The 14,635-nt window shown below is 64.4% G+C and carries 12 protein-coding genes and 1 pseudogene; 5 read left to right on the forward strand and 8 right to left on the reverse strand.

Features of this window, described 5'->3' with window-relative positions; translation table 11 throughout:
- Positions 1-57 precede the first annotated feature (57 nt).
- Positions 58-504, reverse strand: coding sequence for a PaaI family thioesterase (locus IPL75_18590; GenBank protein MBK9242206.1), 447 nt, complete (start codon positions 502-504; stop codon positions 58-60).
- 69 nt (positions 505-573) lie between these two features.
- Here IPL75_18590 and IPL75_18595 point away from each other — a divergent pair.
- A pseudogene (locus tag IPL75_18595) lies at positions 574-875 on the forward strand (helix-hairpin-helix domain-containing protein).
- Here the strand turns inward: IPL75_18595 and IPL75_18600 are convergent.
- From IPL75_18600 to IPL75_18610, 3 genes are read right to left on the reverse strand one after another with little or no spacing between them, the layout of a single operon-like run.
- Positions 866-2,503 carry an FAD-dependent monooxygenase gene (locus IPL75_18600; GenBank protein MBK9242207.1) on the reverse strand — a complete coding sequence of 546 codons (1,638 nt, stop codon included), beginning with the start codon at positions 2,501-2,503 and terminating at the stop codon, positions 866-868. The pseudogene IPL75_18595 and the gene IPL75_18600 sit on opposite strands and share 10 nt — an antisense overlap.
- A gap of 21 nt (positions 2,504-2,524) precedes the next feature.
- Entirely contained in the window at positions 2,525-2,818 is a 294-nt protein-coding gene (locus IPL75_18605) for a hypothetical protein (GenBank protein ID MBK9242208.1), read from the reverse strand.
- Between the two features lie 12 nt (positions 2,819-2,830).
- Positions 2,831-2,992: a nuclear transport factor 2 family protein gene (locus tag IPL75_18610; protein MBK9242209.1), complete on the reverse strand. Its 162-nt coding sequence runs from the start codon at positions 2,990-2,992 to the stop codon at positions 2,831-2,833.
- A 373-nt stretch (positions 2,993-3,365) separates the two neighbouring features.
- Here IPL75_18610 and IPL75_18615 point away from each other — a divergent pair, with 373 nt between their 5' ends.
- Positions 3,366-4,652 carry a beta-lactamase family protein gene (locus IPL75_18615; protein MBK9242210.1) on the forward strand — a complete coding sequence of 429 codons (1,287 nt, stop codon included), beginning with the start codon at positions 3,366-3,368 and terminating at the stop codon, positions 4,650-4,652.
- On the opposite strand, the gene IPL75_18620 is transcribed toward IPL75_18615, so the two are convergent.
- The gene (locus tag IPL75_18620; protein MBK9242211.1) at positions 4,571-6,052 is read right to left on the reverse strand and encodes an alkaline phosphatase family protein; all 1,482 of its coding nucleotides are present in this window, start codon (positions 6,050-6,052) and stop codon (positions 4,571-4,573) included. The genes IPL75_18615 and IPL75_18620 overlap by 82 nt on opposite strands.
- A gap of 66 nt (positions 6,053-6,118) precedes the next feature.
- On the opposite strand from IPL75_18620, the gene IPL75_18625 reads away from it, so the two are divergent.
- Both IPL75_18625 and IPL75_18630 read left to right on the forward strand, forming a co-directional pair.
- Positions 6,119-7,117 (forward strand): hypothetical protein, encoded by a 999-nt coding sequence (locus IPL75_18625; protein ID MBK9242212.1) that lies wholly within the window; start codon positions 6,119-6,121, stop codon positions 7,115-7,117.
- A gap of 34 nt (positions 7,118-7,151) precedes the next feature.
- Positions 7,152-9,788, forward strand: coding sequence for a hypothetical protein (locus IPL75_18630; GenBank protein MBK9242213.1), 2,637 nt, complete (start codon positions 7,152-7,154; stop codon positions 9,786-9,788).
- Here IPL75_18630 and IPL75_18635 read toward each other — a convergent pair.
- Positions 9,757-11,484, reverse strand: a complete 1,728-nt coding sequence (locus tag IPL75_18635; GenBank protein MBK9242214.1) for a cation:proton antiporter — start codon at positions 11,482-11,484, stop codon at positions 9,757-9,759. The genes IPL75_18630 and IPL75_18635 overlap by 32 nt on opposite strands.
- Before the next feature lie 21 nt (positions 11,485-11,505).
- Between IPL75_18635 and IPL75_18640 the strand changes: the two genes are divergently transcribed.
- Complete coding sequence (locus IPL75_18640; GenBank protein ID MBK9242215.1) at positions 11,506-11,949, forward strand: VOC family protein; 444 nt, start codon at positions 11,506-11,508, stop codon at positions 11,947-11,949.
- A 3-nt stretch (positions 11,950-11,952) separates the two neighbouring features.
- On the opposite strand, the gene IPL75_18645 is transcribed toward IPL75_18640, so the two are convergent.
- Both IPL75_18645 and IPL75_18650 read right to left on the reverse strand, forming a co-directional pair.
- Complete coding sequence (locus tag IPL75_18645) at positions 11,953-13,761, reverse strand: hypothetical protein (protein ID MBK9242216.1); 1,809 nt, start codon at positions 13,759-13,761, stop codon at positions 11,953-11,955.
- 189 nt (positions 13,762-13,950) lie between these two features.
- The gene (locus IPL75_18650; protein MBK9242217.1) at positions 13,951-14,448 is read right to left on the reverse strand and encodes a transposase; all 498 of its coding nucleotides are present in this window, start codon (positions 14,446-14,448) and stop codon (positions 13,951-13,953) included.
- Between the last annotated feature and the right edge of the window lie 187 nt (positions 14,449-14,635).

The following is a 14,635-nucleotide window of genomic DNA, read 5'->3' on the forward strand; positions in this document are numbered from 1 at the left end:
TCCTCTGACCGATGGTGGACCGAGGAAGGTGCCGGAGCGGCCCCGCGCACGCGGGCTTCACCGACTCGGGATTCTGTTGAGCAGCATGTAATTCACCTGCGCGACGGCCACCTGTTTGCCCGCAGCATCAAACAGGTCCACTGCAACAGGGCACATCACACGCCCGAACTTGATGACCCGGGCCTTCGCCGTCACGTGGCTCAGACACGGCGACAGGAACCGGATATTCATGTCGGTCGTCGTCATCGCCTGATCAACCGCCGTCCCGGTGAGGACCGCAAAACAGGCCACCGAGTCGGCAATTGTCATCAGGATGCCGCCATGAAATGACTCAAAGACGCCATCGTACATGGCCTGGCGCGGGACCCGCAGTTCGCTGTATCCGTGGTCGAACGCCGTGGCTTCCATCTGCAACGTGGCATAGATCGGGATTCTCCGGATCCGGTCGAGAATGGCGGCTTCGTGTTCAGGAGCAATCATGAGGCCTTTCGTATGCAGCGACACGGAACGATTCTATCCTGCAGGTTCAGTGTTACTTTGGGGTGCGGAATAAGCAGCGAGGTGGTTCACGCCATGAGTCCCAGTAAAGTCATTCGCAGCCGCGTCAAGACACTGACGGACCTGCCGAACATCGGCAAGTCGATCGCCAGGACCTGGTGTTGCTTAGCATCACGCAGCCAGCGCACCTGACGGGCAAGGACCCGTACGCGATGTATGACCGCATTTGCCGGAAGACCGGCGTGGTCCACGACGCGTGCCTGCTCGACACGTTCATCTCCGTGACGCGCTTTATGGATGGCGAACCGCCGCAGCCGTGGTGGCACTACACGCCTGAACGGAAGCGACGCCTGGCGGCCGGTCGTGGCTATCGCTGAAGATACGCCAGCGCGCAGCGGGCGCCATCAAGAGCGGCGCTCATGATGCCGCCGGCCTGGCCGGCACCTTCGCCCATCGGATAGACATTGGCGAACCCGTCGGCCAGAGCCGTCTCACGATCGCGCGGCATCCGGATGGGCCCCGAGCTGCGAGACTCCAGACCGACGAGCAGGCCCGCCGCAGATCGGAACCCCGGAATGTCATGTTCGTACGCCAACAGCGCGCGCATGAGCGCCTTGCGCGCCAGCGGTGGCAACAGCGAGTCAATGCGACCAGGCACGGTGCCGAACGTATAACTGGAGTGTCTGGGCTTTGGCGTGGATCGACCCGCCAGAAAGTCGTCGGCGCCTTGTGCCGGCGCGGTGTAGTCGGCACCACCGGCTTCAAAGAAGCGGCGCTCCAGTTCCTCCTGGAAGGCCACGCCGGCAAACGGTCCGGCACCGTACTCGGCTGGGCCGAACGTGGTCACAAGGGCCGCATTCGCCCACGGCGACGAGTGAGTCGAATTGCTCATGCCGTTGGTGCACAACAATCCCGGCGTGTTGATGCTGCCGACGATGGTGCCACCCGGGCACATGCAGAAGGAATAGCTGGCCGGTATTCTTCCCTCCGCCTTGCAGATCAAGCTGTAGGATGCCGGGCCCAGCCGCGCGGCGTCGGGTCCGTCGCCATACCGGCCGCGCGTGATCAACTCCTGGGGATGTTCAATGCGCACGCCAAGTTGGAACGGCTTGGCCGCCACCTGGAGTCCCTGATTGTGGAGCAGGCGCACAGTGTCGCGGGCGCTGTGCCCCAGCGCCAGCCACAGGGCATCGCACGGCATCTCTCCCTGGGAGGTGCGAACGGCGCGCACACGTTTCTGCGACGCCCCGTCGTTTGCATCACCTGAATCAATGACCAGCCCGTCGAGCCGGGTGTTCCAGTGAAAGCGCACACCCCGTGCCTCCATGCGGCCGCGCAGCACCGGCAGGATCTTGTGGAGGCGATCGGTGCCGATGTGGGCTCGCGAATCAAACAGGATGTCGGGCGGCGCGCCACAGGCCACCAACTCCTCAAGGCACGGCACCTCGAGCGGGTCGTCCACGCGCGTGTAGAGCTTGCCGTCAGAGTACGTGCCGGCGCCGCCCTCGCCGAACAGAAGGTTGGACTCGGGGTTGGGAATCCGCGTCCGGTGGAAGCGCACCACGTCCCTGCCCCGCTCCTTGAGTTCCGCGCCCCGATCAATCACATCCACGGCAACGCCGTTCAGGCTCAGCACCAGGGCGGCATAGAGGCCCGCTGGGCCGGAGCCCACCACCACAACACGCCCAGCGCCCCTGGTGGGATTGGCCACCACAAAACTGCCCGGCTGCGGCGCCTCGACGATTTTTCCCGAGCGCACCGCGGCATCAAAGCGGATCCCCGAATAGTCCGCATCCACCACCAGGTCGACATGCACGATAAAGCGCAGCCGGCGGGTTTTGCCACGAAGACGGGCGTCAACGGAACGGCGAGCAATGCGGCAGCCCCGTACGCGCTCGGGGTCGATACCTGCAGCGGTCGCGGCCTTTTCGAGCAAGACGCGCTCGGGCTCGTTCACCCCCATGTCGAGGTTCAGAATGCGCCAGGTGCGCGCGGGAGGGACCATGAAATAGACGGACGTTCCGGCCTAGATCAACGAATCATCTTCGGGGTGACGATCGATCAGCGCGTCCACCTCGTCGAGTCCGAACTTGCACAACTGCACGACGGTGGCATCTCGTCGGTAGGCGAGCGGCAGGATGCCCAGGGCCTCTTCCCTGCTGTCGAGCTCCACGACGATCCAGGCCTTGTGCACGCCATCCTGACAGCCGAAATCCGCATGGGTCAGGAAGTGGGAACCGGTCTGCAGCAGCACTTTGACCGCGCGTGCACACGACACCAGACCGGATTCGTGTGACACCTCAACTAGGAAACGTGGCATGTGTGCAGTCTGCTACGAGGCGGCCCGGAATTCAAGGCGGCATCGTGGGGGCATGTCAAACGTGCAGTCGTCGGAAAAGAACGCCATGATGGCGTCCAGATCATGGGCGTTGAATGCGTCAGTGATCGCCTGCGGGGTGCTGCTCAGAACCGCCTGCTCTTCAGCCATGGACATGACCGGCATCGTATACTACGCGGCAAATGCCACCAGCACCCGCCTGGCTCCCGATAGCGAAAGACGTGACACAGGTGGCATCCCTGATCGGCTTTGCGTTTCTTTTCCTCGGGCTGGTGGGAAGCGCGTTTTCCCCGAAACTGAAGCAAGTCAGGCGAACGCTCATCACAATTGGCCTTTCCTTGCTGGGTGCGTGTTTCCTGGCTGGAGGAGTGGCTGCAGTCATCGCATTCGAAATGGCCCGGCGATTTAGCAACGAGGGGCTTTGATCGTTTGCGCGCGAGCGCCTGCCCCTCATTTGAATCTCACCGGGCCCTCATGAATTGGTGAGGACCTTCCGCTGCGCCTTCTGTCACTCTTCAGTAAGGCGCACATGAGTGAACCCAGGAACAAACGGAAAGAGACACAACTCACGCTGATCGCGGTGGCCGTCGGGCTCCCGATCGTCGCGGGCGTGGCCCTCGTCTCCTTCCTGGTCAACGTCAACAACCAGTCACTTCACTCCGACCCGCAAGCCGTGGCATCCGTGATGCACTCGACGCCATTGCCCGAGTGGACCGCTGCTGTGAAGCAAGCACAGCCAATCGTGCGTGCAGCCGTGGTGGATCAGAACCTGCCGGGGCTCTCGGTGGCGGTCGGTGTCGCCGGCAATATTGTGTGGGCGGAGGGATTTGGCTGGGCAGATCTCGAGAGCAAAAAGCCCGTGGCGCCCGGCATGCGCTTCCGGATCGGACACGTCTCCAAAGCGCTCACCTCCGCCGGAGTCGGCCTGTTGCGGCAGCAGGGCCGGCTGCATCTCGACGATGAGATCCAGACGTACGTGCCCACGTTCCCCAGGAAAGAGTGGCCGGTCACGCTGCGGCAATTGATGGGGAACGTGGCGGGCGTCATTCACTACAGAGATGATGAATGGGGTGACAAGCCCACGGCCCCCTGCGAACGGGCGTCAGACGGCGTAAAGAGTTTCGCGAATGATCCGCTGCTGTTCAAGCCAGAGACGCAGTATCGCTATTCCACCTACGGCTGGGTCCTGGTGAGCGCGGCGGTCGAGGCGGCGGCGAACGAGCCCTTCTTCACGTTCATGCGCAGGAAGGTCTTCGAGCCACTGGGCATGGTCGATACGGAGGACGACTCAGTGACCGAGCCTCGGCCGAACCGGGTAACGTCCTACTATCGGGGAAACCTGGGGCGCGAGCTCACCACACGCGTGGACTACACGTGTTTCGCGGGCGCCGGCGCATTCCTCTCCACACCTTCCGATCTCGTGCGGTTCGGAATCGCGATGACCACGGGCACATTCCTGCAACCAGCCACCGTCAGCATGCTCCAGTCACGACAGCAACTCACCACCGGCGAAGACACAGGTTACGGCCTCGGCTGGATGCTCGACACGGTTGAACTGGGCGGCACACAAACGCAGATGGTGGGCCACGCGAGCAGAACGATCGAGGGCGCCTCCACTTCCTTCCTGACGTTTCCCGAACGCGGCCTCGTCGTCGCCGTGATGGCCAATATCTCGTTCGCGGATACCAGGTCGATCGCGTTGGCGGTGGCGCAAGTCTTCGACACGGCGACGCATCAACACGCCGGAATCGAACTGCCGACGAGTTCCGGAATGGGCCGGCCATCCACGCGCGGGAGAGTGACGCCCAACCGGTGAGCGACGGTCGGACCGAGGTCGGTGATCGACGCGTCGAACGCCGCTCCCTTTGCCAGGCCCGGGCCAACGGCCAGGCAGAATCCATTGTGCAGGTGGTTTCCTGTCCGCAAACCGGAAGGGCGCGGTGGCATGCTCCCCAACGCCGGCGAGTGCGCGGATTCAATCGGCGCGTCCCGGTTCCAGACCACCAGCAGGTCCGGCAATTTATCGGTGTTCTCGCCGTGATACAAACGGTCACAGCGGATGACCTCGCCCACGATGGGGCCTCCCGTGGCGGGGTTGACCAGGCGCATGAGCTCGGCAGTCAAACGTGTGCAGTAGGCCTCCAGTTCGGCCCCAGGATTGATCACGCCGAATGGTTCCCTGCCGCGTACATTCAGGCGAACGGCTCCGCTGATTTCGTTGTGTTCGAGCTGAAAGGCCGGACGAAAGGCGTGCCTGGGAAGGGAGGGGTTCTTCAACCGCATCGCCTTCTCATACCAGCGGCGCCAGCGTGTGCTTGGTGGCCAGAGCGTTTTTTCCAACGCGATCAGGACGTCATCAAGAATGTGCTCGGCCGTGTAGTTCGGCCCCATGTCCAGATCGCTGAAGACGATCAACAAAGTGTCTGGCGACAGCCGTTCGCGCAGCTGCCCGACAGCCCTGTCGAGCGCCTGATAGATGCGCAGGAGCGGATCGGCGAGCCGCTCAGCCACATCCCGGGAATACGCCGGATGCATGGGGTCCACGAGGTGCCAGCACTGGTGCCCGGCACAATGAGCCTCTTTGTAGACGAGCAGAAAGAGATCCCAACGTTCTCGCGCCATCAACTCTTCGGCGAGCGTCGTCTTGTGCTCGATACTCTGCAGCAGATGGTCAAGAAAGACGGGCAGCTCGCTTTCGGTGAGCGCGTCCATGCGGCACAGCCAGTCCCCTGTGTCCGCACGATCCGTGCGGTCCTCCCCGAAGCGGCGGCTGAGTTCGACCGCCAGCTCCGGCGGGGTACTGCGAGTGAGGTTGTCGCGCCCATGCACGCGCCAGTCGGTGAGGTGGAGGCCGCCGAAGGGGCGGCTCGGCGGAACCTTCGGTACATCGATGACCGCCACGCGGCGCCCTGCGCGGTCCAGCACATTCCAGAACGGCTCCCGCTTGAGATGGGCGTCCTGTACGAAAGGCAATTCGTAGGAAGCGGGTTGAATGGAGTGAAAGTAATAGCGACCGTGGGCGCCCGGCGCCGTGCATGTGTAAAACGACGCCCAGGTCGCATCGTCTCCAAGCCCGGGCGGACTGCGCAGCACACCACGAACGCCCTCCTCCTCAAGCAATCGCAGGTTCGGCAAAGCGCCGGAGGACGTCCAGCGACGGACCAGCGTGGCACTGGCCGAATCCAGACCCAGCATCAAGACCTTGGGGGGCAGCAACGAGAAGCCATGATGGCACTCACGGGCCTACTGCGCAACGGGTGAGGCATGCGAGGATATCCGCTGATGCGCACACTCTCTCGCGTCGGCTGGTGCCTGGTGGTGGTCGATCTCATCGCCGCCGCTTCGCTTTTTTTTGCTCAAGATATCGGTGATGCGGCGACGCGTGGGATAGGCCAGGGCTTCGGCTCAGCACTGGGGATCATCGCCCTTGTCGCGGCGGCACTGCTCTTCTGGGGCGCTCGTGGCGAAGGACGATCAATTGCGCTGGTCCTCGGCGCCGTCATCGCAGGCGCACCTGTCGCGATGACCGTCACGCTCACCGTGTCGAACCACGGGCTCGGGCTCATTTTCCCAGACCTGCGTGCGCCAGTGCGCCCGGTTGAACCAAGCCCACAGTACGCCTACCCTGACCCCGCCAGCCGCGAAGCAGCGCTCGCGCTGGTCCTCAGCGACTACGACAAGCTTGCTGCGCTCCTCAACGCCACTCCCGCTCCCGACCTGATGGCGCGTGACGAGCGCGGCGAGTCCCTCCTTGTGTTGGCCACACGCACCGCCATCGCGGACGGTGGAAGGCGGGACGAGCTCGAGGGACTTCGCCTGATCCTGGCTGCCGGGGCTCGACCGCACGCCGACGACCTGATCGGCGACGAGGCACTGATCGAGACTGTGGCCCGCGCCAGCAATGAGCACGCCGCAACGGCGCTCGAGATGCTGATCGACGCCGGTCTCAGTCCTGACTGGCCCACTCCCGAGGGGAGCTCCGTGCTGTTCCACGAGCGGCTGACGCCGGCCGCCGCCCGCGTGCTGATCGCACGCGGTGTGAAGCGGGATGTTCGGGAGTCGCGCATGGACCGGGCCGACTGGTCGCCGGTCACCTATCACGCCGACTTGCGCCGGTGGGCCACCGCACTCACCCTGCTGGATGGCGGTGTGCCGCCCGACCATGGCACCCCGCCCGGCTCCGTGCTGGCGCGCGTGATGCAAACCAGCGAGCGGTCTCTCACCGACGCCGATCGCGCTGACCCGGCGTTCAAGGCATTGATGGCGGCGGTCAAGCGCTGACGCGGGCGATCAAATCTGGCTACACTCTTTGTCTATGTCCCACCTCTCGCGTCTCCTGTTGACCTGCCTTGTGTGCGTGCTGCCTGCCCTGTCGTATGCGCAGGAATTGTGGCCCGGCACCCGGTATGACCCGAAGATTCCCACCCTCACGGCCGTGCTGGGCTGGGATCACGGTCAGGAGATTTCGTCCCCCGACGCCATCACCACGTATCTGAAGGCGCTCAACGCGGCGGCGCCGGACCGGACGCGCCTCATTGAATATGCGCGGACCTGGGAGAATCGACCCTTGCACGTGCTTGTCGTCGGCAACCCGACGCGCATCGCGCAGTTGGACGCGATCAAGAAGGGCATGCAGCGCCTGGGTGATCCGCGCGGTGCGACGCAGGGTGAACTCGACCAGCTCGTCAGGGAGATGCCGGTCATTACCTGGCTGTTCCATTCGGTGCACGGCAACGAAATCTCGGGCGCTGACGCCGCACTGGCCGAGGCGTACCACCTGCTGGCGGCACAGGGAAACGCCGACGTGGACACGGTGTTTCGCGAGTCGCTGGTACTCATCGACCCGTCGCAGAACCCCGACGGTCGCGCGCGCTTTTTGGCGTCGAATCAGCAGGGTCGCGCTGCCGGTGTGCCTGACGCAGACCCGGCATCGGCCGAACACGACGAGCCCTGGCCCGGAGGCCGTACGAATCACTACCTGTTCGACATGAATCGAGACTGGTTTGCCATGTCGCAGCCCGAAACCAGGGGCCGCATCAAGATCATGCTCGACTTCTTTCCCCAGGTCGCCGTGGACCTTCATGAGCAGGGTGGCGATAACGAATACTATTTCGCGCCACCGGCCGACCCGGTCAACCCGCTGATCACACAGGAGCAGCGCAAATGGCTTGAGGCCATGGGCCGCGCCAACGGAGAGGTCTTTGACGGCAGGGGCTTCGGGTATTTCGTTCGCGAGGTGTACGACGCGTTTTATCCCGGGTACGGCGACTCCTGGCCCGTCTTCCACGGTGCCGTGGGCATGACATTCGAAATGGCGTCCGCGCGTGGCCTCCGTTTTCAGCGCCAGGATGGCACAGTGCTCACCTATCGCGAGGGCGTGATCAAACACTTCACGTCCGCCATCACCACAGCCATCACTGCCGCGAAGAACCGCGAGGCGATGCTCCGCGACTTCCTGGCGTACCGCCAGTCGGCCACACGCCTTGCCGACACCGGTCCGAAGGAATACCTGATTGATGCGGGCACCGACCCCGCCCGTGCGATGCATCTGGCCCAGCGTCTCGCGGCGCAAGGCATTGACGTGCGGCGCGCGGACGAGGCCATCAAGGTCGGCACACGCACGCTGCCTGCAGGCTCACTGATCGTGCCACTGGCCCAACCGGCCGGTCGCCTGGTGCGCAACCTGCTGGACGCCTCCATCGTGATGGACGAGGCGTTCCTCAAGGAACAGGAGCGGCGGCGCCAACGCGGACTGGGCGATCAGATTTACGACGTGACCGCGTGGAACCTCGCGATGTTGTACGACCTCGACGTGGTGCCGAATGCCACGCCGGTGACCACGCGATCGACGATCGTGCCGCGCGAGGCCACTGCGTCCACCACACCAGCGCCGCTGGCGGCGGCCAAGGTCGGCTACATCATGCCGTGGGGGCTCAAGGCGGCTGAGGCGGCCGTGGAGCTGTTGCAGGCCGGCGTCAAGATGACGAACGTGCCGCGGACGTTCACGATCGGCGGTCGCGCGTTTCCCGCCGGTTCCGCGTTCATCCGCATTCAAGGCAACGTGCCCGACGTCGTAGCGCGGTTGAGTGCAGCCGTGGCGAAACACGGCATCGAGCTGACGCCCATTGACTCGGCTTTTGTCGAGAGCGGTGTGTCGCTTGGCAGCAACGAAACGGCCACCCTCAAGGCGCCGAAAGTGCTCCTGCTTTGGGATACACCGACGTCGAGCCTGTCGGCCGGCTGGGCACGGTATGCGCTCGAGCAGCGGTGGAAGCAACCGGTGACCACCGTCCGCGCGGGGTCACTCGGTCGGATCGATCTGAACCTGTACGACGTCATGGTGTTGCCGTCCGGCACTTACGCCTTCAGCGACGACCAGATGCGCCGCGTCAAAGACTGGCTGAGCCGCGGCGGCACACTCATCACCATCGGCCAGGCGTCGGTCTGGGCCACCAGTGAACGCGCCGGGCTTGTGCCCACGCACCTGCTTCAGCGGGACGGTTCCGCCGCCGGCGCCGCTGACGAGAAAAAGACACCGCCCAAGATCGACATCGAGAAGTTCGACTACAACGCAGCCATCAAGATCGAACGGGGTTCACCGGACGGCACCGCCGGCGCGATTCTGCGCGTCAAGCTCGACAAGGAACACTGGCTCTCGGCCGGGCTCGACGATGAGATTCAGGTGGTGATGGAGGGGAGCCGGATGTTCATGCCGGTCAAACTGGATGCCGGCACAAACGTGGGCGTCTATGCCGCGAAGGACCGTGTGGTGGCCGCCGGCTTCATGTGGCCCGAGGCCCGCAATCTCATTCAGCAGAAGTCGTTCCTCATGCACGTCCCTGTCGGCCGCGGCCACGTCATCGCCTTTGCCGAAGATCCGAACTATCGTGCCTTCACGGAAGCCACCGCACTGTTGTTCATCAACGCGATCCTGCTGGGCGCGGGGTACTGACGTTTTCCTCCGCTCGTTGGACGGCCACCAGGTCGATTCTCGTTCGCAGTTCCGGGTGTCTGGCCACAAACGGCTCGAACCCGGCCTTGGTGAGCGTGAAGAGCTGTGTGTAGTCGATGGCCGTGACATCGGCGGACCGTGGCTCGCCGGTGAGCAGCGCCATCTCGCCGAAGAAGTCGCCGGGGCCCAGCCGAATCTTCCGACCGCGTACACCGACTTCGACCGTTCCCGACGAAATGAAGAAGACTTCGTCCGCCGGATCACCTTTGCGAATGATGCGATCGCCCGGGCGCGCCGAACGCGGGGTGAACAACGAGAGCAGTTCGGCACGCTTGCCGGCATCGAGACCCGCGAAGACCCACCATCGGCTGATGAGTTCGTCGCCGAGCACGGACGCGGGGCCGCCTGTGCGATTCGCGTCGAGCAACGACTGGAGCCGCGCCAGCCGCAGGTCCTGTGATCCCTCGAACCGCACCAGCAGTGACCGCCACCGGCGTATCCAGTTCAGAAGCGGCGTCACCACGGCAAAGGCCAGCGGGTTCAGCGTCAGGGACAGGATCGCACCGGCCAGGATCAGATCTCGGCCTTCGGCCGGCATCATGCCCAGCGAGATGCCGAGGGTGGCCAGGATGAACGAGAACTCGCCGATTTGCGCGAGGCTCGCCGAAATCGTGAGCGCCGTGCTGACGGGGTACCCAAGAAGCTGCACGATCAGAAACGCGGCAATCGACTTCCCCACCAAAATGACCGCCAGCACCGACAACACGGCCAGCGGCTCGCGAACCAGCACGGAGGGGTCGAACAACATGCCGACCGACACGAAGAACACGACCGAGAACGCATGCTGCAGCGGCAACGACTCTTCCGCCGCACGGTGACTCAACTCCGAATTGCTCAGCACGACGCCCGCACAGAACGCGCCCAGCGCAAACGACACGCCGAAAAACGCGGCGGCCCCGTACGCGATGCCGAGGGATATGGCCAGCACCGCCAGCGTGAACAGCTCGTGTGACCCCGTGCGTGCGGCCTGCTGCAGCATCCATGGCACAACGCGGGGGCCAGCCCAGGCAACGATGGTGAGGAACAGCGCGACTTTGCCGACAGTGATGCCGACAAGTAACCAAATGTTGCCGGTCGCGGCGGCATGGCCGCCAGCCGCAGGGTGCACGCCTGTCAACTCGGCCAGCGCCGGCAACAGCACCAGCGTGAGCACCATCGCCAGGTCTTCGACCACGAGCCACGCAATGGCAATGCGTCCGTTGGCGCCTTCGATCATGCGCCGCTCATCCAGCGCCCGCAGCACGACGACGGTGCTGGCCACCGACAGCGCGAGTCCGAGCACGAGTCCGGCCCCCAGCGGCCAGCCCCACATCGTTGTCAGACCGACCACCATCGCGGTCGCGACCACGATTTGCCCGACCGCGCCTGGCACGGCAATCCCCTTGACGGCCATCAGGTCGGCCATCGAGAAGTGCAAGCCAACGCCGAACATCAGCAGGATGACGCCGATCTCGGCCAACTGCCCCGCGATGACCGGGTCGCCGGAAAACCCTGGCGTGTACGGACCAATCGCGATGCCGGCCAGGAGGTAGCCCACCATCGGCGGCAGCTTGAGTTTTGATGCGCCAAATCCTAGGATAAACGCCGCGACAAACGCGAGCGCGAGCGTCAGAAGGAGTGTGGTCTGGTGTTCCATGCGCCGGAGGCAGATTACCCCATGAAGCTCGACATCTACCTGAACTACCGTGGCAACTGCGAAGAAGCCTTCCAGTTCTACGAGACACAACTGGGCGGCCGGATCACGAGCCTGGCGCGGCACGGCGATCAGCCCAATCCCAACATCTCCGCCGACTGGGGCGACAAGGTCCTGCATGCGCGAATCGAGATCGGCGCCACGCAGCTCATGGGCGCGGACATCCCGACGGCGGAACCCATGCGGAGCGCCTATCTGGCCCTGAGTCTGCCGAGTGAAGCGGCGGCCGAGCGCGTGTATGCGCTGCTCATCGACGGCGGCCAGGTCTTCATGAAGATGGAGCAGACACCCTTCGCCAATCGATTCGCGATGCTGCGCGACAAGTTCGGCACCTCATGGATGCTCCTCCATCAGCCAGCGGAGGACGCCCCACCGGCGCGCAAGGCCGGCGCCGACCCGTGGTACTGACGTTCACTTCTTGCCGAACGTGGCCCTCATGAACACCCATGCGTCCGGATCGAGCTCAACGTCAAGGGGCTCGACGTCACTCGGCAGGGAAAAGGTCCGGCTCTTCTGTGAGAGCTGCACGATGTGCGACGTGCGGTTGGTCTGGGGCGGCATCGGCGCCCCGCCTGCGCGACCCGCAGGGGCAGGCGCCGTCGTGGACACGCGCACCTCGATCGGCATTCGGTAAAGCCCGGCCGGCTGCGTCTGCTCCAGCGTGACCTGCACCTGCTTCGCTGCCGCGTCGTAGGTCCACGTACCGGTCACCTGCAAGGCGCCGCCGCGATTCAGGAGCTGCGTGAACAACCACGTCAGGTCCCGGCCGTCGGCCGGACACCGATCGCCGGCCGCCCGGCACGCGTCCTCCATCGTCCGCCTGAAGTCGGCAGTGGTGGCCGTCCCATCGCGATACTTCGCGTAGTACGCGCGGATTCCCTCCCAGAAGGTCTGGGTGCCGACGATGCCGCGGATGTTGTGGAGGACTTGGGAGCCACCCTGGTAGACCTGCGCGCCGTTGGCGATGACGCGGCTGATGTCCGCAAGGTCGTCGTGAATGATCGTCGAGCCGGGATTGGCGATCGCGTAGTTCAGCGCTGTGGCCTTGGCGCGGCGCACGCCCTCGAGGAACGCGTCGTGGCCGTCCTCGAATTCCTGATACAGCAACGCGAAGTACGTCGCAAACCCTTCGCTCAACCACACATCGTCCCAATCGGACTCGGTGACGGCATCACCCCAGTATTGATGCGCCATTTCGTGCGCGATGAGCTGACGGCCGGCCCCGGTGGCGCCGTAGCCGTAGAAGATGCTGGACGCGAGTTCCATGCCCCCGCCGACGCCATTGGCCTGCACCTGAGCGAGCTTCTCGTACGGGAAGGGGCCAATGCGATCGGTGAAGAACTCGAGTACGGGCTGGGTGTGAGCAGTGAAGGCCCGATGCCCGGCCTCCTGTTCCTGCGGAAAGACCCACGATGAGAGCGAGGCTCCCCGATAGGAGCCAAAGTGCTGGACGGAGTACGGTGCCACCGCCAGCGACATCAGCCACGTGCTGATGGGCACGCCCTCTTTCCAGACAGTACGCCGCAGGCCGCCGGGCAGGTCCGTTTCTTCGATGAGCAGCCCGTTTGAGACCACCTGGTACTTGCCCGGCGCGGTCACCGACGTGGTGTGCGTCGCCTTCATCGACGGATGGTCGAAGACCGCGCGGAAGTTGCGCGCCTTGTTCGGCCAGGGATTCGTGACCCAGCCGCGGTCACCGTGCCGGTTGTTGGCAATGAGGATGCCGGTGGCGGGCACACCCTTGAAATCGATCGCGAAGGAGAAGGACTCGCCTGGCGAGAAGCCGCGCGGCATAGTCACTCGCAGGCGGTCGTTGTCGTGCTGCCACGTCAGCGCCTGCCCGGCGGCCACCACCGACGTCACTGTCATGCCCTTGCCGCCGGTTGGTGCCGTGGCCGCGCCGCCCCGGCCACCGCCTCCCGGTTCCGCGCACGGATCAGCGAAGCCGTTCGGCATCTGCGCGGGCCGAGGCTGTGCACTGAACTTGCACAGGTCGAGCTCGACGGTCTTTACGCCAGGCTGGACGAACGTCAGGTCCACGCCCTGCTTTACCACCATCTCATTGCTGGCGTCGCTGAGGGTGTAGTCGAATGTGTAATTGGTGATCCTGATGCCGGGCTGGCGCGGATACGTGTCGGCGCGCATCGCAACGGTCGTGGTCGCGAACGCTGCGACACACACGACACCGGCCGCCGTCACAATCATCTGTCGGGTTCTCATCAGTGCTCTCCCATTTGCGCGTCAACTGCCGGACCTGAAGGTCCGGCCTCCGATGCGGCACGCCGGGTCTAAAGACCCGGCCTCCGAAGAGGGACGGTCCGACCTCCGAGACGAGGAGATTGTAGACCGGCAATCCTCCTCGGAGGCCGGGTCTTCAGACCCGGCTGATCTTCTTCGGAGGCCGGGTCTTCAGACCCGGCGTGGGCGGGCGTCTTGTATGAACTCGAGGATTTCCTCGCGGGAGTATTTTTGTGACCCCCAGAACCTGTAGGAAGCCTGCGCATCGACCAAGCCGGCACGTACCGGGTTGTCGATCACATACCGGATCACATCGACGAGATCATCCTCTTGCCGAAGTGTGCGGTCGAAGAAGCTCTCTTGCCACAGACGCTCGTGGCGCTCGCGCGCGAACCAAAACCCGGCGCGCTGCTTGGCCAAGCGTACGAAGCGGCGCAGGTCCGCGTCCTCCGTCAACCCTTCAACGAGCGCGTGGAGATGATCCGGCATGAAGCAGTACGCAAGAATTTCAAACCCCTCGAGTGTCGCGGTCTGAATAAAGTGATCGGTCGTCAGACCGACCACCGAACAGTCAACAAAGTGCGGACGGCGATCGCGCGTGCATATCGTCAAGAAATGGCGGTAGCCGCCGGAGCAGCCGGCGACTGGCAGACGGTGTGGACGACTCATGCCGGTGGAGCAGCAAACTCTGTGCCGGGCAGGTGCACTGTGACCTTGGCGCCGCCGGGTCTGAAGACCCGGCCTCCGAAGAGCGGGCGGCCACGCCGGGTCTGAAGACCCGGCCTCCGAAGACTGGGGCCGGCCTCCGAGCTCATTCTTTCGGAGGCCGGGTCTTTAGACCCGGCTACGATGCCGG

This window comes from Acidobacteriota bacterium (genome assembly GCA_016716905.1).
Taxonomy (GTDB): Bacteria; Acidobacteriota; Vicinamibacteria; order Vicinamibacterales; family SCN-69-37; genus SYFT01.

Coding starts and splice junctions, on each gene's coding strand:
- IPL75_18600 (MBK9242207.1), bottom strand. CDS start 2,503: ATGGTCCCTCCCGCGCGCACCTGGCGCATTCTGAACCTCGACATGGGG.
- IPL75_18605 (MBK9242208.1), bottom strand. CDS start 2,818: ATGCCACGTTTCCTAGTTGAGGTGTCACACGAATCCGGTCTGGTGTCG.
- IPL75_18635 (MBK9242214.1), bottom strand. CDS start 11,484: ATGGAACACCAGACCACACTCCTTCTGACGCTCGCGCTCGCGTTTGTC.
- IPL75_18645 (MBK9242216.1), bottom strand. CDS start 13,761: ATGAGAACCCGACAGATGATTGTGACGGCGGCCGGTGTCGTGTGTGTC.
- IPL75_18640 (MBK9242215.1), top strand. CDS start 11,506: ATGAAGCTCGACATCTACCTGAACTACCGTGGCAACTGCGAAGAAGCC.
- IPL75_18630 (MBK9242213.1), top strand. CDS start 7,152: ATGTCCCACCTCTCGCGTCTCCTGTTGACCTGCCTTGTGTGCGTGCTG.
- IPL75_18625 (MBK9242212.1), top strand. CDS start 6,119: ATGCGCACACTCTCTCGCGTCGGCTGGTGCCTGGTGGTGGTCGATCTC.
- IPL75_18650 (MBK9242217.1), bottom strand. CDS start 14,448: ATGAGTCGTCCACACCGTCTGCCAGTCGCCGGCTGCTCCGGCGGCTAC.
- IPL75_18610 (MBK9242209.1), bottom strand. CDS start 2,992: ATGTCCATGGCTGAAGAGCAGGCGGTTCTGAGCAGCACCCCGCAGGCG.
- IPL75_18615 (MBK9242210.1), top strand. CDS start 3,366: ATGAGTGAACCCAGGAACAAACGGAAAGAGACACAACTCACGCTGATC.